Source organism: Alteromonas marina, assembly GCF_000808575.1.
Classification (GTDB): Bacteria; Pseudomonadota; Gammaproteobacteria; order Enterobacterales; family Alteromonadaceae; genus Alteromonas; species Alteromonas marina_A.
The window spans coordinates 16143-41246 of sequence record NZ_JWLW01000001.1 but is presented as its reverse complement, the minus strand read 5'-3'; the positions used below and the strand labels follow the sequence as shown (position 1 = coordinate 41246).

22 protein-coding genes are annotated in these 25104 nt (G+C 44.5%); 8 read left to right on the top strand and 14 right to left on the bottom strand.

Annotated features, from left to right (window positions below; genetic code table 11):
- Positions 1-191: 191 nt before the first annotated feature.
- Entirely contained in the window at positions 192-2129 is a 1938-nt protein-coding gene (locus RJ41_RS00165; RefSeq protein ID WP_039216201.1) for a monovalent cation:proton antiporter-2 (CPA2) family protein, read from the bottom strand.
- A 1-nt stretch (position 2130) separates the two neighbouring features.
- Positions 2131-2769, bottom strand: coding sequence for an NAD(P)H-dependent oxidoreductase (locus RJ41_RS00160; RefSeq protein ID WP_052235368.1), 639 nt, complete (start codon positions 2767-2769; stop codon positions 2131-2133).
- A gap of 231 nt (positions 2770-3000) precedes the next feature.
- Here RJ41_RS00160 and RJ41_RS00155 point away from each other — a divergent pair, with 231 nt between their 5' ends.
- Positions 3001-3495 (top strand): acyloxyacyl hydrolase, encoded by a 495-nt coding sequence (locus tag RJ41_RS00155; RefSeq protein ID WP_039216200.1) that lies wholly within the window; start codon positions 3001-3003, stop codon positions 3493-3495.
- 109 nt (positions 3496-3604) lie between these two features.
- Here the strand turns inward: RJ41_RS00155 and RJ41_RS00150 are convergent, their stop codons facing one another.
- Positions 3605-5902: a xanthine dehydrogenase family protein molybdopterin-binding subunit gene (locus RJ41_RS00150; protein ID WP_039216199.1), complete on the bottom strand. Its 2298-nt coding sequence runs from the start codon at positions 5900-5902 to the stop codon at positions 3605-3607.
- Positions 5899-6390, bottom strand: a complete 492-nt coding sequence (locus tag RJ41_RS00145) for a (2Fe-2S)-binding protein (protein WP_039216198.1) — start codon at positions 6388-6390, stop codon at positions 5899-5901. The genes RJ41_RS00150 and RJ41_RS00145 overlap by 4 nt, the downstream gene beginning before the upstream one ends.
- Positions 6391-6622: 232 nt before the next feature.
- Here RJ41_RS00145 and RJ41_RS00140 point away from each other — a divergent pair, with 232 nt between their 5' ends.
- Complete coding sequence (locus RJ41_RS00140) at positions 6623-6982, top strand: winged helix-turn-helix transcriptional regulator (protein WP_039216197.1); 360 nt, start codon at positions 6623-6625, stop codon at positions 6980-6982.
- An 85-nt stretch (positions 6983-7067) separates the two neighbouring features.
- Here RJ41_RS00140 and RJ41_RS00135 read toward each other — a convergent pair whose 3' ends face one another.
- On the bottom strand, positions 7068-7343 hold the full coding sequence (locus RJ41_RS00135) for a putative quinol monooxygenase (protein ID WP_039216196.1): 276 nt from the start codon (positions 7341-7343) through the stop codon (positions 7068-7070).
- A 297-nt stretch (positions 7344-7640) separates the two neighbouring features.
- Between RJ41_RS00135 and RJ41_RS00130 the strand changes: the two genes are divergently transcribed.
- Positions 7641-8948, top strand: coding sequence for a diguanylate cyclase (locus RJ41_RS00130; RefSeq protein ID WP_039216195.1), 1308 nt, complete (start codon positions 7641-7643; stop codon positions 8946-8948).
- Between the two features lie 45 nt (positions 8949-8993).
- Here RJ41_RS00130 and RJ41_RS00125 read toward each other — a convergent pair whose 3' ends face one another.
- From RJ41_RS00125 to xdhA, 7 genes are read right to left on the bottom strand one after another with little or no spacing between them, the layout of a single operon-like run.
- Complete coding sequence (locus RJ41_RS00125; RefSeq protein WP_039216194.1) at positions 8994-10283, bottom strand: urate hydroxylase PuuD; 1290 nt, start codon at positions 10281-10283, stop codon at positions 8994-8996.
- A gap of 48 nt (positions 10284-10331) precedes the next feature.
- A complete protein-coding gene (gene guaD, locus RJ41_RS00120; RefSeq protein ID WP_039216193.1) occupies positions 10332-11624 on the bottom strand; it encodes a guanine deaminase in 1293 nt (430 codons plus the stop codon).
- Between the two features lie 5 nt (positions 11625-11629).
- Positions 11630-11956, bottom strand: a complete 327-nt coding sequence (gene uraH, locus RJ41_RS00115) for a hydroxyisourate hydrolase (RefSeq protein WP_014976192.1) — start codon at positions 11954-11956, stop codon at positions 11630-11632.
- 58 nt (positions 11957-12014) lie between these two features.
- Positions 12015-12518 (bottom strand): 2-oxo-4-hydroxy-4-carboxy-5-ureidoimidazoline decarboxylase, encoded by a 504-nt coding sequence (gene uraD / locus RJ41_RS00110; RefSeq protein WP_039216192.1) that lies wholly within the window; start codon positions 12516-12518, stop codon positions 12015-12017.
- Positions 12508-13407 (bottom strand): xanthine dehydrogenase accessory protein XdhC, encoded by a 900-nt coding sequence (xdhC, locus tag RJ41_RS00105; RefSeq protein ID WP_052235367.1) that lies wholly within the window; start codon positions 13405-13407, stop codon positions 12508-12510. The genes uraD and xdhC overlap by 11 nt, the downstream gene beginning before the upstream one ends.
- Positions 13404-15770, bottom strand: coding sequence for a xanthine dehydrogenase molybdopterin binding subunit (gene xdhB / locus RJ41_RS00100; RefSeq protein ID WP_039216191.1), 2367 nt, complete (start codon positions 15768-15770; stop codon positions 13404-13406). Before xdhB ends, xdhC begins: the two co-directional genes overlap by 4 nt.
- Positions 15763-17208 carry a xanthine dehydrogenase small subunit gene (gene xdhA, locus RJ41_RS00095; RefSeq protein WP_039216190.1) on the bottom strand — a complete coding sequence of 482 codons (1446 nt, stop codon included), beginning with the start codon at positions 17206-17208 and terminating at the stop codon, positions 15763-15765. Before xdhA ends, xdhB begins: the two co-directional genes overlap by 8 nt.
- A gap of 416 nt (positions 17209-17624) precedes the next feature.
- Here xdhA and RJ41_RS00090 point away from each other — a divergent pair, with 416 nt between their 5' ends.
- The 3 genes from RJ41_RS00090 (at position 17625) to RJ41_RS00080 (ending at position 19558) form a co-directional block, all read left to right on the top strand.
- Positions 17625-18269 carry a TetR/AcrR family transcriptional regulator gene (locus tag RJ41_RS00090; protein WP_039216189.1) on the top strand — a complete coding sequence of 215 codons (645 nt, stop codon included), beginning with the start codon at positions 17625-17627 and terminating at the stop codon, positions 18267-18269.
- A gap of 1 nt (position 18270) precedes the next feature.
- Positions 18271-19200, top strand: coding sequence for an allantoinase PuuE (gene puuE, locus RJ41_RS00085; RefSeq protein WP_039216188.1), 930 nt, complete (start codon positions 18271-18273; stop codon positions 19198-19200).
- Positions 19201-19300: 100 nt separating this feature from the next.
- Complete coding sequence (locus tag RJ41_RS00080; protein WP_039216306.1) at positions 19301-19558, top strand: lipoprotein; 258 nt, start codon at positions 19301-19303, stop codon at positions 19556-19558.
- A gap of 121 nt (positions 19559-19679) precedes the next feature.
- Here the strand turns inward: RJ41_RS00080 and RJ41_RS00075 are convergent, their stop codons facing one another.
- Entirely contained in the window at positions 19680-21011 is a 1332-nt protein-coding gene (locus RJ41_RS00075) for an NCS2 family permease (RefSeq protein WP_039216187.1), read from the bottom strand.
- A 324-nt stretch (positions 21012-21335) separates the two neighbouring features.
- Between RJ41_RS00075 and RJ41_RS00070 the strand changes: the two genes are divergently transcribed.
- A complete protein-coding gene (locus RJ41_RS00070) occupies positions 21336-22337 on the top strand; it encodes an adenosine deaminase (RefSeq protein ID WP_039216186.1) in 1002 nt (333 codons plus the stop codon).
- A gap of 56 nt (positions 22338-22393) precedes the next feature.
- Here RJ41_RS00070 and RJ41_RS00065 read toward each other — a convergent pair whose 3' ends face one another.
- On the bottom strand, positions 22394-22756 hold the full coding sequence (locus RJ41_RS00065; RefSeq protein ID WP_039216185.1) for an Hpt domain-containing protein: 363 nt from the start codon (positions 22754-22756) through the stop codon (positions 22394-22396).
- 187 nt (positions 22757-22943) lie between these two features.
- On the opposite strand from RJ41_RS00065, the gene RJ41_RS00060 reads away from it, so the two are divergent.
- On the top strand, positions 22944-25049 hold the full coding sequence (locus RJ41_RS00060) for a two-component system response regulator (protein ID WP_039216184.1): 2106 nt from the start codon (positions 22944-22946) through the stop codon (positions 25047-25049).
- Positions 25050-25104 lie beyond the last annotated feature (55 nt).

The window sequence follows — 25104 nt, the reverse complement described above, 5'->3', positions numbered from 1 at the left end:
GCGCCCACATCGGCAAAAATGTGGTCAAAAATCAATTAACGCCAAGTTAGTTCTTCTTACAGGTTATAGCGTTATTTGTCGTTTTCGATCAGATTTTTATTCTTATTTACAAGCGCTAACCATTAGTTTTCCACCGATTTATTCAATACAAAATATGAATTCGCAAAGAAAAAGCACTCTGTCCGGCACGATCAAGTATTGTTTCTATTTGGGTTTTCATCGGGCGCAAGGCTTTCAGTATAGCCTTTAGGCGGCGGAGTCCAACCACGCATCTTTGAATGTTTGTCGTGTAAATCTGCTTTTAGGGCATTTTCGATTAGCGACTCTAATTCAATAAAGAGCTTGAGGTAATTATTATCAACGCGTTCGCCGCTAGCGTCATCCACCCACGCGTGATAAAGCACGTCGTTTTGTTGCGTCTCAATATTTTTATAGGCCATTTTTTGTCGCTCAACGTGAAAGGGATGAATATTTAGCGAGCGCAATGCTTCTGCACCCATTTCAAGGGCACTGTGGTAGGTCTCAGATACGACAAAGTCCGCGCCCAACTGGCGCAAGCGATAGCCATGACCACGGTCAAAGGCACGGGCAAGCACTTTGGTATTAGGAAGCGCGTGCTTTGCGTATTTCACCATTTCTGCGGCAGTTTCCCTATCGTCGATGGCAATAACCAGCAAAGCGGCATCATGGGCGCCAGCGGTATGCAAAATGTCTGGTTTGGATGCATCGCCAAAATAGGCTTTGGTGCCAATTCGTCGGATAAGGTCTATTTGCTCAGCGCGTATATCAAGCACCACGGTATTTACATCGTTGGCTACTAAAAGACGGTTAATGATTTGTCCAAAGCGCCCAATTCCAGCAATCACCACGGTACCTTTCTCGTCAATGGCATCTTCTGCTCGCTGTGATTTCACGTTTTTATAGTGGGGGATAATGGCTTTGTCGAAAAGAATGAATAGCCCAGGCGTTAAGAACATGGAAATGGCTACCACAAGGGATAGAACAGAAATGATGTCGCTGGGCAGCACGTAATTTTGCGAGGCAAAACTTAACAGCACAAAACCAAATTCACCGGCCTGTGCAAGGCTTAGTGTGAATAGCCACTTGTTAGTGCCTTTTATCTTGAAAATAAGGGCAATAACAAACAACACTATTGCTTTAACCAGCATAACAGCCACGGTTAGGCCAGCGATTAACATTGGTCTTTCAGAAAGCACTGAAAAGTTAATGCCAGCGCCTACAGTAATAAAAAACAAACCTAACAGTAATCCTTTAAACGGCTCGATATTAGCTTCAAGTTCATGCCTGAATTCACTGTTTGCCAAAACTACACCAGCCAAGAATGCACCAAGGGCGGGAGAGAGACCTACAAGTCCCATTAGTGCTGCGATACCGATAATTAGCATAAGCGCTGTTGCGGTAAAAATTTCTCGTAATCCTGATGAGGCAACAAACTTAAATAAGGGGCGACTTAAGTAATGCCCTCCGATAGTTAAAAAGGCAATTGAGCTAATGATCACAAGGCCAGAAGCCCAGGGTGCAAGTCCTTCCACTAAATTAAAGCTATCGTGAGACCCTGTATCGCCGCCGTGCGCGTTACCTGCTTGCACCAGTTCTGGTATGGCAAAAAGGGGAATAAACGCTAGCATAGGAATTACAGCGATATCTTGAAATAGCAAAACAGAAAAAGCGCTTTTGCCACCCTCTGTTTTTTGCAGCCCTTTTTCTTGTAGTGTTTGTAAAACAATGGCGGTTGAAGAAAGCGCGAAAATAAGGCCTATGGTAAGGGCAATGCTAAAAGGCTGATCAAGCAATAGGGCTACGCCGGTGATAAGGGCGGTGGTTAACGCTAACTGCAGGCCGCCTAATCCCATAAGTTTAGCCTTCATTGCCCACAATGAGCGCGGTTCTAGCTCTAAGCCAACCAAAAACAACATCATGACCACACCGAATTCGGCAAAATGCTGTATGGCAACAGTTTCGTCACCAACCAAGCCGAATATTGGGCCTATGACAAGCCCAGCAATTAAATAGCCGAGTACAGATCCTAAGCCAAGGCGCTTCGCAATGGGCACTGCAATTACTGCTGCGACCAGATAGATAAATGCATATAAGAAGTAGCCAGTCACATTAATCCCCTTGCGCCGTACAAAGGTCTGCGAGGTTCTCGATGTTTTTTGCTTTTTCTAAATTGAGAGTGTTGGTGGTTAGCTTGTTCAGCAAAGTTACCCACTTCTCTTTGTGTTGAATTACTCGATGCTCTTCTTGGGCAGTACGCGAGCCAAATATTGCAAACGGAGCAATGTAGGTCATATGGGTAATTTGAGCCATTTGTTCTAAAGGCTGAAGCAGTTGCCTGATGGTGTAGTGATTGAAGCCGTTAGTTTGATAGGCTTCCTCCTTGCCACCCGCACTTAATGCACAAAGAAACAATTTATCTTTAAGTGCAGTACCTTCATGGCCGTAGGCGAATCCATATTCCAACACTAAATCTTGCCATTCTTTCAAAATGGAAGGTGTGGAGTACCAATACAGCGGAAACAGAAAAACAATGACATCATGATCAATTAAACGCTGCTGCTCTCGCTCAATATCAATATTAAAATCAGGATATTCTGCATACAGATCAACGGCAGTCACATGTTTATTTAGTTGAGCTTCATGAAAAAGCGGCACGTTCACCTCTGATCGAGTCTGCGCAGGGTGAGCAAAAAGGACCAGTACTTTCTTACTTCGTTTTGTGTCTTCTATGGCGTCTAGGTTGGTCATACTTCTCTTTTAATCTTTACTGCCCGTGTCTCTAAAAATTATCCTTGCCACTCTACTGTATAAAGCAACATAAACACTTAGAGCAAATCAGAATTTATATTTCTTCAAAGTTATATGGTTACCAATGTATAACAGGTTGAAAAAAGTAACCTAATTACCATTATGAACTTGAAGACGGATTATTGCTATGACGGAACACTATTTTTTAACTTTGCTTAGAACTATATAACCATGAAAACATCACTAAAAACACTCGTACTTGCATTATCGGTACTTTCTTCTTTTGTGTCGCTCTCTACCTATGCTCTGCCTCAAGGTAGTGAGCTCAAAGCGGGGGCTGCCGTTTGGAATCTGTTTGATGACGCAGATCGTTACGCATTGCACGTGGCCTACATACACAAACCGCTTGAGTCATTTTTCGGATTACGGCCTACCGTACTTTTAGTCAATGCAGACCAGGGCCAACATTATTTCGCAGCCGGTGTGGCAAAAGACATCTACGAGTACAACGACTTTTCCGTACGTGTTGCTTTTCATGCGGGCATCGTTGATGAGTCTGAAAACTTAGGTTATACAATAGAGTTTTATTCATCACTCGCCGGCCTATACAAGCTCACAGATTCATTTTCGATAGAAGCTGAAATCGGCCATATCTCTAACGGCGGGCTAGGGGATACAAACCCGGGGTCAGAGTCATTTGTTTTAAGCGCTCACTATCTTTTCTAGTAATTTGTTATATCTGCTAAGTGTTCAGAACGCGCATCTTTCAAATAAAAAACAACCCGTCAAAATGCGGGTTGTTTTTATTTTTGCTTCTGCTTTCCGGTTTAACGTTTTAAGCGTTAAGTGCTTTTTTTACGTCGCTAGATAGCATCGGTAAATTGCGCAATCTAACGCCAACAGCATTATAAACAGCATTACCTACGGCTGGTGCCACGCCAATAACCCCCGGCTCACCCAATCCCACTGGAAACTCGTTACTTTCAATGAACTCAATGTCCATATCTGGTACGTCATTCATTCTCAGTGGTTGGTATGTGGTTAGATTTTTCTTTGCCACATAACCGTTTTTAATCTCGTTGTGTTCAAATAGCGCAAGGCTAGTTCCCCAGAGCAACGCGCCTTCCATTTGCGCCATTGCGCCATCGGGGTGAACGATAATTCCTGCGTCTGCTACCACCCATAATTTTTTAAGCGTGATTTTTCCGCTGTTTTTATCTACGTGAACATGTGCTGCGGTAGCAAGCCATGCTGGCATAGTCCGTTCTTGGCCTGCGGTTACGCTAAACCCAATACCTTCGTTCTCACCTAGTTCAACGTTAGCAGTTTTGTCCTTAAGCTTTTTAAGGGTGTGGGCAAGACGAGTGGCACCACCAACGCTTTCAGGCGCTTTGCCCGCTTGCTTACCTTTGCCGTCAAGCATGGACAACCTAAAGTCCACGGGATTTTGGTTAGCTTTGTATGCTACTTCATCGATAAAGCTTTCTAATCCCCAAACTATCCAACCTTGACCCACTGAGCGAAGCCACCCCGGTGTGAAGGTATCCTGCGCAACTTTGTTGTTGATCACTCGGGCTTGATGGTGCTGCATGGTGTACCAATGGTCTGCCCCTGAAGCTGAAAACGGGTCAACTTTTCCTTTTCCATCTACCCCGTCAGGCATAAAGCTAGGTGCCATTGCCAGCGTGGGCCAGCCTGCCGCCAAAGCGTGTTCCATACCAGTGAAATTACCCGAGTCGTCGAAATAGGCATTAAACAACGAAGTTGACGCAGAGCGAGGTTGGTCGAACATTGTATCGTCAGGGCGCATGAACAGCATTTTAACCGGCTGCCCGGCCGCTTTCGCGGTAAGCACTGCTGGAATTATCCAGTCACCAAACAAACGGCGGCCAAAGCCTCCACCAAGATAATATTGGTGAACAACGACGTCGGAATCAGGAACTTCTGCCGCTTTAGCAACGGCAGGTAGGGTAAGACCTTGCCACTGGTTACCCGTATGTATATGCCATTTACCTTCTTTAAATTCAGCGATCGCGTTTAGCGGCTCTAGTTGAAAGTGGCTAGCGGTCGCTGTGGTATATAGCGCTTCTATTGATTCAGCTGCCTGCTTTGCGGCGTTTTGGATATTTCCTTCATCGACAAATAATGTGCCTTCACTTCGGTCGCGGCAAATTCGCTCGCCCTCTTCTTGAATGTCAGCTTCATTAACGTTCACCGATTTGCCAGCGTTGTAGCTAACCTTTACTTTATCGATGGCCTTAATTGCGGTTGGGTAATCAGAAGCCAGTACAGCAACCCAGCCTTCTATCGTACCCGATGGATCACTCAGTACCTTATAACCTTTATACCCAGGGAGCGACTTCGCTTGACTGTCGTCTACCTTAGTGACTTTACTGCCATAGCGCGTGGGCGGAAGAATAGGGCGGGCATACAGCATGTTGTCTACTTCAACATCAATACCGTAAATTGCGGTGCCGTTGGTTTTAGGTGGAATATCCAGAGCTTTATACTCGTTACCCAAACCAATGAGGTGTTTTTTGTTCCCGGGTTTAATCGGTAGGCTTTCTAATTCGTCGGCCGAATAAACCTTATCAATATTGCCCTTAGCAACAATGTCGCCGTAGCTCACTTTCTTAGTGCCTGATACAACAAAACCCGCGTTAGCCTTACAGTTAGATACTGGTTCGCCTAACAGTGTAGCGCCAGCGTTAAGAAGCACTTGGCGTCCAGCTGCACCTGCTTGCGACATAGGTTTGTAAGTTTGGAAAACAGACCATGAGCCACCTGTTACCATATACCCCCATTTCGGGTCGGTATCTACGTGTACGATTGACACTTTGTCCCACTCGCACTCCAGTTCATCTGCCAAAATACGCGCTAGAGCAGTACCTACATGCTGTCCCATTTCAGCCTTGGCAATATTCACTGTTACACGGCCTTGTGTATCCATTTCAAACCAGACGCTAGGTGAAAACGACTTATTTTCAATGGCTTCTTTAGCAGACAGTATGGATGGAATTGCTGAAGCACCAAACGCCATGAAAAGTGACGTTTTCACAGAACCAGCCATAAATGAGCGACGAGACAGATTAATGGTGTCTTTTTTCTCTTTGGATAGATCTTTTATGCTCATGCGTTTTCACCTTCTGATGAAGCCTTGGGATCGTAATGCTGTACGGTAGAAGTCGCAGCGCGCTTTATCGCTTTTTTAATTCTAGTGTAAGCCATACAGCGACAATAATTACCATTCATGTGATTAACAATATCTTGATCGCTTGGGTTAGGGTTACTGTCAAGAAGTGTGGCAGCCTGCATTATTTGACCAGACTGACAGTATCCGCACTGGGGAACCTGCTCCTCCACCCATGCCGATTGCAAAGGGTGCTCGTTGTTAAGACTTTCTATTGTATTAACCTGTTTACCATTTACGAGAGAAACAGGATAAGAGCAAGAACGGATAGCATTGCCGTCAATATGAACAGTACATACACCGCACATAGCAACACCGCAGCCGAACTTGGTACCTTTAAGCCCAAATTCATCGCGAATTACCCACACAAGGGGGGTATCTGAGGCAGCATCCGTCTGCACTTTTTTTCCATTTAACGTAAATTCAATCATGGTAATCATCACCGTGAAGTTGGAGTCTAAATAGCTCTCACCAAGGTAAAGACTTGGTTTGAACGGTCTGGTTTACCTGGTCTTTTGTGAACCTTTAACTTATAAAGTAGACTAATTGACTACAGGTATACGGCTGTTAGCCTAAATGGTTTATGTGGTATAGTTTAGTTACCTTGTTCAACTAAGCAATTAGTTTACTTTTGGTTACTAGGTGCTTTTTCGAAGGACATCAATGAAAACAGAGATAAAAACAGACGCTAAGGGTAGAAAAACCGTTTTAAATACGTGCACAGAGCCGTGTGCTATTGAACGTGGTATGCGTTTGATAGGTGGAAAATGGACGGGTTCTATTATTTATCACTTAAAAGATGAACCTGTCAGGTTTAATGATTTGTGCAGAATGCTAGGTGGCGCAAGTCGGAAAATGGTCGACCAGCGCCTGAAAGAACTGGAAAACAACGGTATGGTCATTCGTAATGTTATCGACTCTCGCCCGATTGCTGTTGCTTACAGTCTCACCGATTTCGGGCGCTCAGCGTTAGATATTCTTGAACAGCTAAGAGTTTGGTCTGAAAAGCACACAGACGATTAGTTTCGTATATAAAAAATGCATAATAATGAAAACGGTGAGCGTTATAATTCACCGTTTTTCAACACTACCGCTTATAACTACAGTTCTAAACTTGTAAAAGGGGTAACTTAAGCACTTTCTCGACAAGTGCCCCCGCTTTCTCCTGAAAGGCTCTAAAATGCGCTGTCATTTCGTGGGCATCAAGCGCTTCTTGAGATTCCCATTTCTCAGTAATGACAAAAACACCCTCTTCGCATGAATGCAGGTCGTACATTACGGCGCCTTTTTCTGCGCGGCTAGCGTTGACCAAAGGCGTTAGCGCTTCTGACAGCTCGTTTTGATGATGAGGCTTAGAAAAGATAATGACTGAAAATTCGATCACATTGGACTCCTGATACTAAAGCGCTCAACATAAGTAAATTAGAATTCTTGTGTTAGCTGTAAGCGCCAATTTGCCCTTTTTATCAGATAAGAGGCACGCTGCCTTCTTTTATGGATTTACCCGTTTTCATAATAGCCTTGATAAACATTCTCTAAGCTTTTTTCTTAGCTATATTCATTAGCTAATAAATAAATTCAATCTATACTTACCATACTAAAGTATATATTGAGCTTGTTGTGGGTTAAGCACCACTTTGTTGAGGCGACGGAATGCAATTATTTAGCGGGGCAGTGCCCAATGTTTGAAAAAACCTTTCACTTTTGTCCAGTGGGGCTTGCTCACGTCAGTATTGATGGCAGCTTCATTCGCGTTAATAAACGCCTGTGTGATTTTTTAGGGTACTCAAATGAAAAGCTTACAAAACTCACGTTTCAAGAATTAACAGCGCCAGATTACTTGGATGAAGACCTCGACCATCTGGCGCGTCTGTTGAAAGGTGACATTGACGACTACTCAATAGAAAAGCGCTACCTTAGAAGTGATGGCGAGAAGGTTTGGGCTAAGCTTACGGTTTCACTTGTCAGAGACAGACGGGGCAATCCAGACTATTTTATTTCAGTTGTAGAGGATATTGACGAGAAAAAGCGTATTCAAGCGGAGTTATTTCAAGTCGATGCACTGTTCAGTAAAATTGTAAGTGCATTCTCTGATAGAACCTTCATTTGGGTAGCGACGCCTGATTTATCGCAGCTGAAATATGTGAATAACGGATATGAAAAAATTTTTGGTCGCAATGAATATGAACTTTACTGTAACCCCATAGGTTTTATTGACCATGTCCATGAAGATGATAAAGCGCGGGTACTAAAACAGTTCAGTCAGCGCCCTTTGAAAAATTGGGACATCCAATATCGTATTTATGATGCAAAAGGTGAGGTGAAATACCTGCATGACCGTGGAAGCTTGATTTATGATGACCGTGAAATGCATTCTCTTATCTTAGGTACAGCAGACGATATAACAAAAGAGAAAACACAGCAGCAAGCTCTAATGAGTGCGGTTACTAAGTTAGAGCATTTGTCGAAAACCGACTCGCTTACTGGGCTCGCCAATAGAAGAGAAATCTTTAGCCAGTTAAATGATGAAATCTCTCGCATGGGTAGAGGTCAACAAACTTCTACTCTTGTCTATATTGACCTAAACAAATTTAAAGAAATTAACGACAAATATGGCCACAAAATAGGTGATAAAGCATTGGTCGAGTTTTCCAACAGCATGAGCGGACTTTTACGTGAAAGCGATAGGTTTGGCCGTATCGGTGGCGATGAGTTTGTAATTATGCTTTACGGTACAGATGAAAACGAAACGGCTGCTTTTTTTGACAGAATTCAGCGCGAAAAATTTGAAGTTGAAGTCGATGGTAGTAACCTTGTCTCTATCGACTTCAGCGTTGGCTGGGTGCAGTGGAATGAGGGAATCAATTCTGTGCAAGAGTGGTTAGACCGAGCTGATGAGGTAATGTACGAAAAAAAGCAACAAGGGCAAGTTCAATCATCGACGGTTCAGAACAAAGCAGTAAATAATATAAGAACTAATGCAGTGTAGCGCGGTTGCTTTGGCGCATCACCGAGCTACACACACAAGTAAATGTTATTGACTTTTCTGGGCAAACCAGCGAGATATAACTTGCCTTTCTTCTTCTGTCATTTTTGTTTTGTTTAAAAATGGCATGTCTTTTGTCACTGTGGTTCTTCGAACCACTTGAGGCGCAAACCTTTCAATATCTTCCCATGAATCTAATACTACGCCCATGGGGGCTACTTTAAATATATCGTCGGTGGGCGTGCGCGAGTGGCAGCTTACACAGTGAGTGGTAACCAAGCCAGCGACGCGTTCATTACTAATTATTGACGCTTTTTCTTTTTCCATACCGTTAGAAGATGTTAAGGGGGCACTTGGTGCAGATTGCTTCGCTGACTCCGAGTTCATGGATGTAGAAGCCAGCGTATCATCATGACTCAACGGTTGCATTGACGAGGCTTGCGGCCAAGATACCCACAGCGCGATGGCAAGCATGGCAACGGCGCCCGATACTAAAATACTTGGCTTAGTGGTACCCACATGACGAAGATTAAAGAAATGTCGTATCCAGGCTGCAGCGGCCATAATAGCAATCAACACAAGCCAATTTTGCGGGTGCTGATATGTCATGGGATAATGGTTTGAAATCATGATAAACAGCAAAGGCAACGTGAAGTAGTTGTTGTGTACAGAACGCAGTTTAGCGCTAGCTCCCCAATTAGGGTCGATGTCTTTTTTATCAGCCACCGCTGCCACCATTTTGCGCTGGTTTGGCATGATGTTGAAAAAGACATTCCCAGCCATGATAGTGCCAATAAGTGCGCCAACGTGAATATAAGCGCCGCGACCGCTAAACCACTGGGTAGACAGATAGCTAACAATACAAACAAGAGCAACTAACCCAATACCGAAAGCGAGAGGGTATTTTGCCAATGGGCTACGACAAGCAAACTCATAAACAGCTAGCCCACCAAAGATTAACCCAAGTCCTAGAGATATTGCCATTGCGGGCGTCATGGCGTTAACCGAAGGGTCGATAAGATAAGCGCTAGCGCCAAAGTAATAAACAATGATTAATAAGGCGAATCCTGACAGCCAAGTTGTGTACGCTTCCCACTTAAACCAGTGCAGGGTTTCGGGCATTTTTTCGGGACCATAAGCGTATTTGGCAACTTCATAGAACCCCCCGCCGTGAATAGCCCACAAATCGCCCTTAATGCCTTTGTCCTGTTTCCATTTAGGTGGCGTTCGCAAGTTGTTGTCTAACCAAATGAAGTAAAACGACGCGCCAATCCACGCAACACCGGCTACAACGTGAAACCAACGTACAAATAAACTTATCCAATCTAGCCACGGCATTATTGTTCTCCTTATTTAGGGCCCTAAAGGCCCCACAGCAGCTTGTTATTAATTATGTTCTTTACGATAGCGACAGGCGCCGCTGATCCACGTTTGGTCGATAGCGCGGTCGTCACCTAAAATACTCAAAGCGAAAAACACATCGTCGAAGTCGGCATCTTCTTTTATTCTCAACTGTGTTAATTCGTCAAACCTTGGCTCAACAACGATGAAGTCAGCTGTAGAGCCTGGGTTTAAATTGCCAATTTCGTGGTCAAGCGCATGGGCAACGGCCGCCCCTTGGGTCATGAGGTAAAACCCTTCTAATGGGCTGATTGGCTCGTTGCGCAACTGACTGACCTTATAAGCATCGCCATACGTTTTAAACATATTGAACGTGGTGCCGGCACCAACATCTGTAGCCATAGCGACATGTACCTTGTTAGCACGCGCTGCGGTCATATCAAAAAGGCCACTGCCTAAAAACAAGTTGGACGTAGGGCAAAACGCGACGGTAGCGCCGCTTTCTCCAAGGCGAGCCCATTCGTTAGGCGTAAGGTGAATACCATGACCAAACACCGCGCGTTCTCGCACAAGGTTATAAGTATCGTAGACATCTAAGTAGCCGTCAGCGTTAGAGAATAAACTTTTTACCCAAGCGATTTCGTCTAAATTTTCAGACAAATGTGTTTGAATGAAAACGTCGGGATACTGCGTGGCAAGTTCACCTAATGCAGCAAGTTGTGCTTCTGTACTAGTAGGCGCAAAACGAGGGGTTAGCGCGTAGCGGTTACGGCCTTTGTTGTGCCAAGTTTCAATTAATGCTGCACTGTCAGCCTGTGCTGCAGCCGGGCAGTCATTGAGTGCGCTAGGGCAATTCCTGTCCATACATACTTTGCCCGCCACAATCGCCATATCAATTTCGCTTGCTGCGCTAAATAACGCTTCGCTACTGCTTTTATGAACCGTAGTAAAAACAAAACCTGTGGTTGTACCATTTTTAAGTAGCTGATTTAAAAACACTTTTGCAATGGTGTTGGCGTGCTCACTATCAGCAAACTGCATTTCTGTGGGAAACGTATAGTTTTCAAGCCAGCTAAGCAGTTGCTCTCCATAATGCGCGATGCTCTGTGTTTGCGGATAGTGTAAGTGGCTGTCAATCAATCCGGGTAAAATCCACTTACCCGTCAAGTCAGTTACATTGGCGGTAGGGTAACGTTCAGCAATGTCGTTAAACGAGCCAATGTCTTTTATTTCTTTGCTATCTAACAACAAACCACCGTCTTTAAAAATAGCGATGTCATTATCAAACTGTGTGGTTTGTTTAGGAAAGTGCGCAATGCTTGCACGAAAAAGCTGCATGTTTGTTAGCTGCCCCTGTAGCTGCTGAAACCGAATGGCGAGATAAGAAGTGGCACATGATAATGGCCGCCATTCTCATCAAGTTCAAATGTAATATCAATGTGTGGGTAGAAACTTTTGCCATGCGTTTCTACAAGGTAAGGCTTGCAGTGAAAGCGCAGGGTATAAACACCTGCGGCAAAACCGTCTTCAACGCCCCAGTTGTTAAAACGCCCGTCATTATCCGTTTCACCCGAAAGGGTGCTACCGTCAGGTAGTGTAAGTGTAAGGGCAATGCCTTGTGCTGGCTTACCTAATGTAGTGTCGAGTACGTGGCTAGAAAGCGTATTCATACTGTTTTCCTTAAAAACTATTCAATGCGTATTGACCATATTTTTGAAAATACTGGGGTTAATCCAGCGCTTTGTTAATACGCAATAGGGTTATCTTTATTTGCTCCGCAGCAGCATTGGTAATCTCTTGCTGTGTGGTATTGGGTAGCCTAGCTTGTAATGCTTCTAACATAGTCTGCGCAGAAAGCCCGGTGGCGCAGATAATAAAAATAAATCCGTGCTTGTCTAAATAAGCGTGGTTGGCTTCTTTTAACTGATGTAAAACAGCTTCGGACGCGCTGGCTGTACCCGACTGCTCACCCGCAGCAATGGCTTTGGTATTTGCAAACTTTTTGCGCAACGAATCAACGTCGCCAATCATTGGATGTGCCGTAAAAGCTTCGAGGTAGTCGTCATTACTGCACTTAGCCCACGCGTTCTTTGCTTGAATAACAAGTGTATCTTTGTCGCTATACGGGCGTGCTTCTACCATTTGGTAAATCCAGGTTTTCGCCGCGCAGCATTGTTCAAACCAAGCAGACGCCTCTTCAGCGCTAAGCGTATTTAGTTCATTAAGTGTCACTGATAGTGTCCTTTTCTCTGAGAAACGCTTTAATCGGCTTCTCACTGTCTTTGTTACTGTTGCCTGCCATTGCTTCTTTTGCATGAAGACGTTCAATAATCTGCGCAGATATAGAAACGGCAACTTCAATAGGTTGCTTGCCTGGAATATCTCGATTACCTATAGGCGTAAATAGCCTTGCCAGCGCGTTTTCGTCAAACCCGCGCTGAGTCAGCTTGGTAACAAAGCGCTTTGCCTTTGTTTCTGAACCTATTAACCCAATGAAGGGTAGGGAAGGCTGTTTTAATGCCTGCTCTGTAATGCGATAGTCCAATTGATGGTCGTGGGTAAGTATAATTAGCCAACTGTCCTCATCTAGGTGTCTAACCTCGCTCTCTGGCGCTTCTTCCACCACTTTTTGCACGTTGGCTGGGAGTGATGATGGAAACAAATCATCGCGACTGTCTATCCACGAAATTCGCACGGGTAATTGAGCCAAAATAGGCACCAGTGCTTTTGCAACATGACCTGCGCCAAAGATGGCAATGTGCTGCTGATGAACGTTACACACGTCAAACAGCACCTTTACCGCACCGCCACAACACTGTCCTAAAGAACTGCTTAACGGGTAGCTGTGAACTTCGGTATGTACTTCGCCTTTAGCAAGAAATCCACGGGCGCGGGCAATAGCATCAAACTCAAGGTGTCCGCCGCCGATGGTATCAACGCTTTGTGAGGCAGTAACTACCATTTTGCTGCCCGGCTCACGAGGTGTAGAGCCAGCAGTGCCAACCACAGTCACAAGCACATAGCCTTCATTGCGCGCTTGGCATTCAGCTATTGCCTCATGCCAGTTCGTAGCGCGAAATGATTGGGGGGCGCGAAATGAGTTTGGATCCGAACGTGTCATATCGCACCGCCTCGGCAGTCCGACTGCTGTATCGCAGCTACCGCTTTCAACACGCGCTCTGGTGTAGCTGGCGTGTCTAATTGAGGGTCGACTGTGTAGCCAGAAAGGCTAGAAATGGCATCCTTTAGGGCGCACCACACTGAAATAGCTAGCATGAATGGTGGCTCTCCAACGGCTTTTGAGTGGTAAATGCTATCTTCAGCATTCTTTCTACCGAACAGCTTCACATTAAATTCCTTGGGCGTATCACCTATTGCAGGAATTTTATAAGTCGCCATATTTTCACTTATCAGCTTACCCGCTTCATTCCATTTAAGATCTTCGGTGGTAAGCCAACCCATACCTTGAATAAACGCGCCTTCTATTTGGCCAATATCAATGGCAGGGTTAAGACTGTTGCCCACATCGTGGATTACGTTCACTTTATCTACCGTGTATTCACCGGTCAGCGTATCCACCGACACTTCGCTCATCGAAACGCCGTAGGCAAAATAGAAAAACGGACGGCCTTCACCGGTGTCGCGGTTATACTGTAATTTTGGGGTTTTGTAGAAACCGCTTGAAGACAAAGATACACGAGCAAAATACGCTTTCTGCACAAGCTCGGTAAAGGTAATTTTGTGCTCATCCAATACCACGTGCTCATTAATGAATAGCACGTCGCCAGCGCGGTCCTCTAGACCTAAGCTTTTGGCAAAGCACTCGGCCAAACGGGCTTTTAGCGTAATACATGCATTTTGTACGGCTTTTCCGTTTAAGTCAGTGCCGCTTGAAGCTGCTGTTGGTGAAGTGTTAGGTACTTTGTCAGTGCGTGTTGCAGTGACTTCAATCATATCCAAATCTAGTCCAAATTCATTGGCTGCAATTTGGCCTATTTTGGTGTGAAGCCCTTGGCCCATTTCAGTACCACCATGGTTCACCTGAATACTACCATCAGTATAAATGTGCACTAAAGCGCCAGCTTGGTTTAAATGCTTCGCGGTAAATGAAATGCCAAACTTAACAGGCGTTAGCGCTAGACCTTTCTTAATCACCGGGCTTTCGCGGTTAAACGCTGCAATAGCTTCACGGCGCTGCCAATACTGAGCGGTTTCTTCAAGCTCTGCAATCATATCGGGCAGAAGGTTATGTTCTACCTTCATTCCGTAGGGGGTAAAACTACCTGTTGTTGGGCCGTATAAATTACGTTTTCTTACCGATAGGGGGTCGCTGCCAATAGCACGGGCAATTTTATCAATCATGGCTTCAGCCATAATCATACCTTGCGGTCCGCCAAAACCTCGATAAGCGGTGTGCGATACCATATTGGTTTGCAATCTGTGGCCAACAATGTCGCTATCACCTAAGAAATAACCGTTGTCCGCATGGAACATGGCTCTATCGACAATGGCGTCAGATAAATCAGGCGAGTGCCCACAAATACCATTGATTGTCATGCGGGTGGCTTCAATTTTACCTGTCTCGTCAAAGGCCACGTCGAACTCGTTTTCGAACGGGTGACGTTTGCCAGTAACATGCATATCGGTGAAGCGTGGTAAGCGAAGCTTAACCGCACATTGATTGCGCGATGCCAGTAGAGCCGCTATACAGGCCCATTGCGCGGCTTGCGTTTCTTTTCCGCCAAAGCCGCCGCCCATACGTCGCATGTCTACCATTACACGGTGCAATTTTACATCGAGTACTTCGGCAACGAGTTTTTGCACTTCACTGGGATGCTGACTAGAGGTGTAGATTTTCATGCGATCTTCTTCATCAGGGATCGCAAGGCTCACTTGCCCTTCAAGGTACATGTGCTCTTGGCCACCAATACTTAGCGTACCATGTGCTTGGTGTTGAGCATTTTTAAATGTACTTTCAACGCGGTCAGCATGCTGGCCAAACCGGTGTAGGGGACGCACGAACGTTTTCTGCTGGTGGGCAGCTTCTGCGGAAAGTATAGGTTTGGTTTCACTCACCTCTACTTTCCCTTTTAGCGCCGCTTGTCGGGCTAGGTTTACCGAAGTGGCAAGCACTGCAAATACAGGCTGGCCAAAGAATTTGATTTCGCCATCGGCGAGTAGCGGGTCGCCTTCGAATACAGGGCCAATATCTTTATGGCCGGGTACGTCATCAATCGTAACGACATCCACAACGCCCTCGCTTTGGCGAACAGCGTCAAGATTAATTGACTCAATCGTACCACTTGCACATTCGCTTACACCTACTGCTGCGTAAAGTGTACCCTGAGGTTCAGTGACATCGTCAACGTAATTTGCGCAACCTTGTACTTGGCGTGTTGCGCTCTCATGCTTTCTAGATACGTGAACAACGCCTAGTTTGTCGCTCTTTTCTAAAGGATTAGGAGCATCAATTAACTTACGCATGCTGCACCACCCGTGTTTCAATTTGGTTGACTATTTGGTTTTCTAACCAGAAGCGATGCCATAGGTTGGCTAAAACGGTTTTGCGGTATTCAGCGGTAGCGCGCACATCGTCAATAGGTGAAAATGCATCGACCAAAACTTGTTTACCTAACGTTAAACATTCTTTGCTAGCGAATTGCTTACCTTTTAAAACGTTCTCCAACGCTTCACAGGTTGACGGAACGGCAGCTACACCACCAAAGCCGCTGGTAATAGCTTCAACCTTACCGTTGACGAGTGTGACATTAAATACCGCGCATACGGCCGATATATCATCTTCAAATCGCTTAGAAATTTTATAAGCGGCAAGTGACTGATTAGGGGTTGAAAAGGGTATTTCTATCGCGCTTATCCATTCACCTTTTGCCAACGTGGTTTCGCGATAGCCCTTAAAAAATTGAGTGATTGGGATCGTACGAATACTATCGCCGTTATCTAAATGAAGTATGGCATTCAATGCGAGTAATAACGGGGGCATGTCACCAATAGGCGAAGCGTTAGCCACGTTTCCGCCAATCGTTGCTTGATTGCGAATAGGCAGGGACGCAAAGCGCGTTACCAGTTCTGCGACTTGTGGAAATGCGTTTAGTAAAAGTGGCGCCGCATCGTTGAGCGGAACTGCTGCACCAATAATAAGAGAATGCTCGTTTTTGGTGCATTGTTTTAGTGCATCAATATGCGAAACGCTGATAAGCGTTTGCACATCTTTTAACTGTTGAGTGAACTGCAAACTTAAATCGGTACTGCCCGCAACCAGTTGTGCGTCAGGGTGTGCCTGAATCAGTGCTTTCAACTCTTCCCGCGATGTAGGCGTAAATATATTGCCTGTACCCGATGGCTTCTCACTAGATAGCGATAATAACGTGGCAAGAGTAGTATCTTGGCGTGCCGTGAACTGATCATCTGGTGTTTGTTCGCACACTGCCAGCGTAGCGTCGATAATTGGGCGGTAGCCAGTGCAGCGGCACAAGTTGCCAGATAAAGCATGAAGCACATCGTCACGGTTTGGTTTTGTATTACTGTGGTATAAAGCAAACATCGACATGACAAACCCTGGTGTGCAGAAGCCACACTGCGAACCGTGATAATCAACCAATGCCTGTTGTACAGGGTGTAAGTGTTTACCATCGCTTAAATGTTCTACGAACAATAGCTGTTTGCCGTGTACAGCGCTCATAAGCGTGATGCAGCTGTTTACTGTACGATAGTTAAGCTTCGTCGCGTTATCAGATGATGCTGGCTCTACAAGCACTACGGTGCACGCGCCACAGTCTCCTGCTGCACAGCCTTCTTTGGTACCGGTTTTCTTACGATGTTCACGTATAAATTGCAGAAGGGTGAGGTCGGCTCGTGCTTCGTTTAATTCAACAACATCGTTATTTATTAGAAAGCGAATCATACTCACACCTTCTTGTTATATGCATTCTTGTATTCATTAATATAGCTGTATTTTTATCATAAAAGTAGACCATTTGGTCAATTTATTGCTTATAAAAAATGGCCGAGTTATGAAAGGCCATGATTTTATGCAAAATAGTTTGAAAAATAGTAGAACGCTTTTCCAAACGTTTTTACTGAGCAATACATTGATTGTAAGAAGAATAAGGCAAGATTCGTGCTAGGTTTTGAGGTAATTGCAGAATTAATTTTTTTGAATGGCCCGATTTCATCGGCGAGAAGCACAGACTGTCGGCAACTCTGAGCTTTAAGGGCATAGCAACATGTTGGCAATAAATGCTAACCTATCACAAAGGCATGCAGCACTTATCCTGCCTGCACGCTTGCAAAGTAGATTGCAAAGGAATTTAGATAATAATGATGAAGGTAAAGAGCACTGACGCTGGCGTTGGCGCTATGAACAGAAGAAAAATACTCCAAGCCGCTGAAAAGTGTTTTGCACAATTTGGCTTCAAAGGCACAGCAGTTCAAAAAATTGCTGATGAAGCAGGACTACCCAAAACCAACGTTTTGTATTATTTCAAAACTAAACAAGAACTCTATGTCGCGGTATTAGAAGAAACCCTTTCATTGTGGAACTCCCGATTTGACAAAGCAACGGTGGAAGATGATCCCGCCGAAGTGCTTGCTAATTACATTGCTGAAAAAATGGAAGTATCCCGAACGCATCCCATGGCCTCAAAGATTTTTGCTATGGAAATCATCAACGGTGCGCAAAACCTCAGTGGCTACTTTGATGAAGAGCATGCGCTTTGGATGAAAGGGCGCCTTGCAGTAATAGAAGCGTGGATACAAGCAGGTAAACTTCCCCCGGTTGAAGGTGAGTACTTGCTTTACACTATTTGGGCAAGCACCCAGCATTACGCTGATTTTTCAGCGCAAATTACCCGATTGCGCGGTAAGAAAATGACAAAAGCAGATTTTGAAGACGCTACAAAGCAAGTGGTTAAACTTGTGCTTGGCGGTTGCGGACTGTCTTTGCCAGAAAGTTTCGAGGTGTAGCATGATAGACTCTGTGTATCCTCGCGATCTCATTGGGTACGGTGAACATGTGCCGCACGCTAATTGGCCAGATGAAGCAAAAATAGCTGTTCAGTTTGTCTTGAACTACGAAGAAGGCGGCGAAAACTGCGTGCTTCACGGCGACGAGGCGTCGGAAATATTTTTATCGGAAATTATAGGCGCACAAGCCTATAAAGACCGTCACCTTAGCATGGAATCTATTTACGAATACGGCAGTCGAGCAGGTTTTTGGCGTTTACACCGCTTGCTAAATAAGTACGACATACCTGTAACTGTATTTGGCGTTACCATGGCACTGCAGCGCCATCCTGACGCTGTAAAAGCAATGATGGAGTCCGGTTGGGAAATAGCCAGTCATGCCATGCGCTGGGTGCACTATCAAGATATGAGCGAGGAAGATGAGCGTAAGCAAATAGATGAAGCGATTATTCTTCACGAGCAGTTAACGGGTAGTAAACCTGCAGGATGGTATACAGGGAGAACCAGTCCTAACACATTGAAGTTAATCGCGGAGCGCGATGATATTTTATATTGCGCCGACTCTTATGCCGACGATTTGCCATACTACGACTGTCACTATAGCAAGCCGTTATTGATGGTGCCGTACACGTTGGATACCAATGATATGCGCTTTGCCACGCCTCAAGGTTTTAACAGTGGAGAACAGTTTTTCACCTACTTAAAAGATGCGTTTGATGTGTTGTATGAAGAAGGAGAAGAAGCGCCCAAAATGCTTTCTATCGGTCTTCATAATCGCATTATAGGCAGGCCTGCTCGACTCGCAGCACTTAAGCGTTTTATTGAATATGTAAAGTCACATGACAAAGTGTGGTTGGCCACCAGAGAGCAAATTGCTCGTCATTGGTTGGAAACTCATCCTAAAGAAGGTAGTGACAAGGCGAGTATCTAGCGTTTACAGTACCCGCAAAATATTAATAGTAGAGTAAAGCTAAGGAGGGAGAGTGAACCAAATGGAGAACTGCCGCCTTCGCTTAGTAGAGGACAAAACCATGAAAACAAAACTAGCAATTATTGCTCTTGGGGCACTCGCCCTCACTGCATGCTCAAAGCTGACGAAAGAAAACTATGACAAGTTAGAAATGGGAATGACTCAGGATGAAGTTGAAGCAATCATTGGTTCAGCTGATAACTGTGGCAAAACAATGGGCGCCATGGCTTGCACGTGGGGTAACGAAGACAGCAAACACGTAAAAATTGTATTTATGGGTGATAAAGCCGTTACTTTCACTTATGACGGATTGAAGTAATCGGCTAGTCCATTGATATAGCTGATTAAAAAAGAAAGGTGGCATTAATTGCCACCTTTTTTGTATCTAAACCAAGGTTTTGTGTGCAATAGTGTACACGTTGCACCGACGCAGCGATAAATTATTTTAAATCTAATAAGTATCTCAGTAAGAAAACAATAGCCAATGCATAAGTCAGCGGGGTTACTTCCTTAAATTTTCCTGTGCCGACCTTAATGCCAACGTAGGTTATAAAACCAAGGGCAATACCTTCGCTTATGCTAAAGGTTAACGGCATAGCGATGAGCGCAACAGAGGCTGTGGCCAAGGCGCCTAGGTCGTCGAAATCAACCTGACGAATCGACTCCATCATTAAAATACCTACCATTAGTAAAGCCGGAGTGGTAGCCATTAGCGGAATAACTTTCATCAATGGCGTAAGGAAAAGTGACAACAGGAAACATACAGAAACTACTACTGCGGTAAGCCCTGTTCGGCCACCCGCTGAAACGCCGGTAGCAGATTCAACGTAGCTTGTCACTGGTGATGTACCTACTAACGCTCCAGCGATACTTGCAGATGCATCCGCCGTCATGGCCGGGCCAATTTTCGGTAGCTTGCCTTTTGAGTCTAGCAAGTTAGCTTTGCGTGAAACGCCGATTAACGTACCTATGGTATCGAACATATTCACAAACATAAGCGCGAAAATCAGATCCCAGGTTTCGGCAAGATGGTCGATAGGGTACCAAAAGTCCATAGCCAAAAATGTGTTCGATATAGACTCTGGCATGCCCACAACAGCAGAAGGCGTGGCAGTTAACGTTCCGTTTTCGGTAGGGATAAACGCACCGATTAAAGTAAGGGTAACGATAGAAATTAAAATAGCCCCGGTAACGCGTTTAACCATAAGAACAATGGTAAAAATAATACCAACAAGGGCAAGCATCACTGCAGGCTCTGAAAGGTCACCAAGCTGCACAAAGGTTGCGGGGTTATCGACAATTAACCCAGCATTTTTAAGACCGATAAACGCGATGAATAAGCCAATGCCACACTGCACGCCAATCTTAAGAGACGGTGGTATAGATTCGGCGATCTTGGTTCGAACACCAGTAAGTGAAAGAATTAAAAAGAGAATACCGTTCCAAAAAACAATACCAAGCGCCGCTTCCCAAGGAATTTCGCGGCCAAGGCAAATAGTGAAAGCAAAAAATGCGTTTAAGCCCATTCCCGGCGCAAGTGCGATAGGGTAGTTGGTCATTAGCGCCATCATGAGCGTGCCAATACAAGCTGCGATTGCCGTCACTGTAATCAACCCTTCAACGGGCATCCCGCTTAACCCTAGAATACCTGGGTTCACCACGAGGATATAAGACATAGCCGCAAACGTGGTAAGGCCTGCGATGATCTCAGTTCTTACTGTAGTTCCGTGTTCCTGCAGCTTAAATAGCCGTTCAATTACGTTGTTGGACATCAAGAGTTCTCTGTTTTTGTTTCATTAAGTATTTTGTGCGTTTGAAAGCAAAAAACTGACCAGTTAGTCAACTTGTTGGTGTGTTTTGTGCTAACTTATTTTTCAGTGCAATGATTAAAAAGCAATCATTGCGTGACTCAAGGTCACTAGCCAGGCGGCACAAAGCCAGCCAAACGGTTAGTAATCAACATAGATGATGTTAAAAAAACCGCAAACAAAACCTAAATGAGCAATAGAACTCGTTTACAGATAGCATTAAAGATAAACTATTACGCACCAATTAAATGCTATTGCATCGTTATGGTGCAAAATAAGTGAGGGGCCATGTCGCTGTCATCAATAATTAAAAACATTCCAAAGGCCGAACTGCATCTGCATATAGAAGGTAGCTTAACGCCTGAACTCATGTGGCGCCTAGCTGAAAAGCACAGTGTATCACTTCCTTATGCTAGCGTGGAAGAGATTGAAGCCGCATATAATTTCAAAGACTTACAAAGCTTTCTTGACCTCTATTACGCAGGGGCCGGGGTATTAAGAGACGAAGACGACTTCTTCATACTAATGTGGGAATACTTAACTCGGTGCGCTGAAGAAAATATCGTACATACCGAAATTATGTTTGACCCTCAAACCCATACCGAGCGGGGTATAGGCTTTGATGTGTTCATGCCTGGCTTCTTGCGGGCTATACAAAAGGCAGAAACTGAATACGGCATAAGTAGCTATTTGATCATGTCCTTTCTACGTCACTTACCCGAAAGCGAAGCATATCAAACACTGGAAGCGGCAAAACCTTATTATCAGCACATTAAAGCGGTAGGACTTGATAGTTCAGAGTTAGGGCATCCGCCTTCTAAGTTTGAGCGCGTATTCAAAAAGGCGAAGTCGCTAGGTTTCAAAATTGTTGCTCATGCGGGAGAGGAAGGGCCAGCGTCCTATATTTGGGAAGCGATTGAACTGCTTGATGTGGACCGCATTGATCATGGTGTTCGCTGCCAAGAAGACCAAGCACTTATGGCGTATTTAAAGGAAAAACAAATACCACTTACCGTATGCCCATTAAGTAACTTGAAACTATGCGTGATAGACGATATGAAAGAGCATAATATCGTGCAGCTGCTTGATGCTGGATTATTGGTTACCGTGAATTCTGACGATCCCACTTATTTCGGCGGTTTTTTGAATGAAAATTTTGAAGCGCTTCATACTGCGCTAAACATAGATGAGAGTACAATTCGTGCGCTAGCCGCAAACAGTTTTAGAGCAAGCTTTTTACCAGCGGAAAGGAAAAAGGCTTTAATCGAGCAAGTCGAAATTGCTATTTAGCGTCTAAAAGTAAAAGTATACTCGGGTCCAGGCAAGAGTGCCGACGTGGCTTAATATTAAGATTGCATTTCCGTAATGGTGCGTTCTATTAAGCCGTCTAGCTCTTGCATGTCCAGCGCTATCTCAGTCAAATCGTCACGCTTGGCCTTGTTCTCAATAGACGATGCTTTTTCGCGAATAGCGTCGGCGCCCACGTCTCCTGAAACTCCTTTCATTGCGTGGCTAGTGAAACGAACGCCTTCAATATCTTGCTCAGTAACCGCTTTTTGTAATGCCTGTTGCTTCTCGGTAATTTGAGCTAAAAACATTTCTACGATACGGTTAAGTAAACCTTCGTTACCACCTAGCCGGCTTAGAGCAGCTTCCTTATTCCAAATCGGCTTTTCAAAAGCGCTATGTTGAGTATTTAACGTATCCATTTTTATTACCAAGGAATCCAGATGATATTGGAATGTACATTAATTGTGCGTGACTTAAAGCATTACTGTCAAATGCTTACCTGTAAAATTCTTCCTTAATTAGGCAAAGTAGACTAAAGGCTAATTTTTTTTACAGTATGTCAGACGATACTAATTATTGTTCTTATCAAGTTATGTGGTATTTCTCATGGAAGCTGAGACACAAAAGGTAGTCATCATTGACGATGAACCAACAACACTCTTGTTACTAGAAAGTGCAGTAGAATCTTTAGCAGATGTTGTTACGGTTTCGCAAAGCGTTAACGCATTTTCGATAGTCAAAGCGCAACAACCTGACCTAGTCATATTAGATATCAGCATGCCCGTACTCTCAGGGTTCGAAGTGTGCAAACAGCTTAAAGCATGTCCAAGCACTGCTTCAATCCCTGTAATATTCGTCACTTCTCACAGCGATTCAGACAACGAACATAGCGCGCTGTCGCTCGGCGCGATAGATTTTATTTCAAAGCCTATCGATGTGGAAATGTGCCGAATGAGGGTGAAAAATCATCTCACGCTTCAATCTCAAAAAGCCTTACTGAAAAAAGTAAACCAAGAGCTTGAGGCGGAAAAAAAACAGCTTGCTATTACATTGAAATCCATAGCTGACGGTGTCATTTCGATTAACGCTGCGGGAGATATAACATTTATTAATCCCGTGGCACAAAGGCTAACTGGTTATAGTGCGGAAGATGCCGCAGGTAGGCCTATTGATGAAATAATGAACTTGCGAGATGCCTCAAGTCATGAACCTCTGTTAAACCCGGCGCTTTACGCACTAGAAGTAAAGCGCCCCGTGGCTATGTCGTATAATGCGACGCTCGTTAGCCGGCATAAACAGATTTTTAGGGTTGAAGATAGTGCGTCGCCGATTATAGACGAAGAGGGAAACATTAACGGCGCTGTGATGGTCTTCCAAGATGTTTCAGAAGCCGTTGAGATGGCGGTAAAAATGACTCACCTTACCAATCATGACCAACTTACCGGTTTGCCCAATCGAGTTCTGCTTCACGACCGTGTTGTACAAGCAATAGCACGAAGCTTTACTAGCAGACAAAGCATCGCGTTGTTGCTAATTGATATTGATAACTTTAAATACCTCAACGATAGCTTGGGTCATCAGATAGGGGATTTTGTTATATCAGTAATTGCTAAACGACTTTCTGACACCCTCGGCCAGAATGCAACCCTTGCCCGCGTGGGAGGAGATGAGTTTGCTTGTTTGCTGTCTGATATCGGTTCTGGGTACAGCGCAGACAGTATTGCTATGGCCTGCTTACAGGCCGGAAGAAAGCCTATAGAAATAGACGACAAAGCCCATCAGTTAAGCCTAAGCATAGGAATTAGTCTGTATCCGCAAGATGCCGTTAACGCAGAAGAAATGATGCGTCACGCTGATTCAGCAATGTATCGCTCTAAATCAAAAGGGAAGGATACATTTAGCTTTTTCTCGAAAGACCTTCAGCACGCCATGCATCACAGGGTTGAAATGGAGATTAAACTTAGGCAAGCCATTGAAAATAACAGTTTAGCTATTTACCTTCAGCCGAAATACGATTTCAACAACAAAGAGATTACCGGAGCTGAAAGTTTAGTCAGAATAGTCGAAGAAAACGGCAACGTTATTGGGCCTGACGAATTTATTCCTCTTGCAGAAGAAACAGGATTAATTCATCAGCTCGGAAGACAAGTGCTTCAAAAAAGCTGTGAGTTCATTGCACGCTGTAACAACGAACATCAAGACGTTAAAGTAGCGGTTAATGTTGCGGCAAAACAGCTTGCAAATCCTGGTTTTGCAGATGAGGTTGCAGAAATAATTCGTTCAACGGGGATTGAAGCTTCGTCATTAGAATTAGAGGTGACAGAGTCTGCGTTGATGCACGATTTTGAACAAACCCGCGATATCCTCATCGCATTAACATCACTGGGGATTACCATAGCGCTTGATGACTTTGGCACTGGCTATTCAAGTTTATCCTATCTACGTCAATTTCCACTTCATGTACTAAAAATAGACCGCTCATTTGTTATTGATATGGATAAAGAACAGCAGGCACATGATATTGTTACCGCAATTGTGCACCTGGCCTTAAGTTTGGGTTTGACTATCGTTGCCGAAGGGATAGAGACTCAATCACATTTCAATAGCTTAAAAGCGCTTGGTTGCCACCTAGGACAAGGGTATTTTATGTGTCGCCCCCTAGCGATGAACGACTTTTTCATTCAATTTATCAGTAATGAAGAAGTCGTCTAACGTAAAGCCGCAGCCTGCTTTGGTACATTTCAGTCTTGCGGCTTAGGTGTTATTT

Coding starts and splice junctions, on each gene's coding strand:
- RJ41_RS00160 (WP_052235368.1), bottom strand. CDS start 2,769: ATGACCAACCTAGACGCCATAGAAGACACAAAACGAAGTAAGAAAGTA.
- RJ41_RS00155 (WP_039216200.1), top strand. CDS start 3,001: ATGAAAACATCACTAAAAACACTCGTACTTGCATTATCGGTACTTTCT.
- RJ41_RS00150 (WP_039216199.1), bottom strand. CDS start 5,902: ATGAGCATAAAAGATCTATCCAAAGAGAAAAAAGACACCATTAATCTG.
- RJ41_RS00145 (WP_039216198.1), bottom strand. CDS start 6,390: ATGATTGAATTTACGTTAAATGGAAAAAAAGTGCAGACGGATGCTGCC.
- RJ41_RS00140 (WP_039216197.1), top strand. CDS start 6,623: ATGAAAACAGAGATAAAAACAGACGCTAAGGGTAGAAAAACCGTTTTA.
- RJ41_RS00130 (WP_039216195.1), top strand. CDS start 7,641: ATGTTTGAAAAAACCTTTCACTTTTGTCCAGTGGGGCTTGCTCACGTC.
- RJ41_RS00125 (WP_039216194.1), bottom strand. CDS start 10,283: ATGCCGTGGCTAGATTGGATAAGTTTATTTGTACGTTGGTTTCACGTT.
- guaD (WP_039216193.1), bottom strand. CDS start 11,624: ATGCAGCTTTTTCGTGCAAGCATTGCGCACTTTCCTAAACAAACCACA.
- uraH (WP_014976192.1), bottom strand. CDS start 11,956: ATGAATACGCTTTCTAGCCACGTACTCGACACTACATTAGGTAAGCCA.
- xdhC (WP_052235367.1), bottom strand. CDS start 13,407: ATGACACGTTCGGATCCAAACTCATTTCGCGCCCCCCAATCATTTCGC.
- xdhB (WP_039216191.1), bottom strand. CDS start 15,770: ATGCGTAAGTTAATTGATGCTCCTAATCCTTTAGAAAAGAGCGACAAA.
- xdhA (WP_039216190.1), bottom strand. CDS start 17,208: ATGATTCGCTTTCTAATAAATAACGATGTTGTTGAATTAAACGAAGCA.
- RJ41_RS00090 (WP_039216189.1), top strand. CDS start 17,625: ATGATGAAGGTAAAGAGCACTGACGCTGGCGTTGGCGCTATGAACAGA.
- puuE (WP_039216188.1), top strand. CDS start 18,271: ATGATAGACTCTGTGTATCCTCGCGATCTCATTGGGTACGGTGAACAT.
- RJ41_RS00080 (WP_039216306.1), top strand. CDS start 19,301: ATGAAAACAAAACTAGCAATTATTGCTCTTGGGGCACTCGCCCTCACT.
- RJ41_RS00075 (WP_039216187.1), bottom strand. CDS start 21,011: ATGTCCAACAACGTAATTGAACGGCTATTTAAGCTGCAGGAACACGGA.
- RJ41_RS00070 (WP_039216186.1), top strand. CDS start 21,336: ATGTCGCTGTCATCAATAATTAAAAACATTCCAAAGGCCGAACTGCAT.
- RJ41_RS00065 (WP_039216185.1), bottom strand. CDS start 22,756: ATGGATACGTTAAATACTCAACATAGCGCTTTTGAAAAGCCGATTTGG.
- RJ41_RS00060 (WP_039216184.1), top strand. CDS start 22,944: ATGGAAGCTGAGACACAAAAGGTAGTCATCATTGACGATGAACCAACA.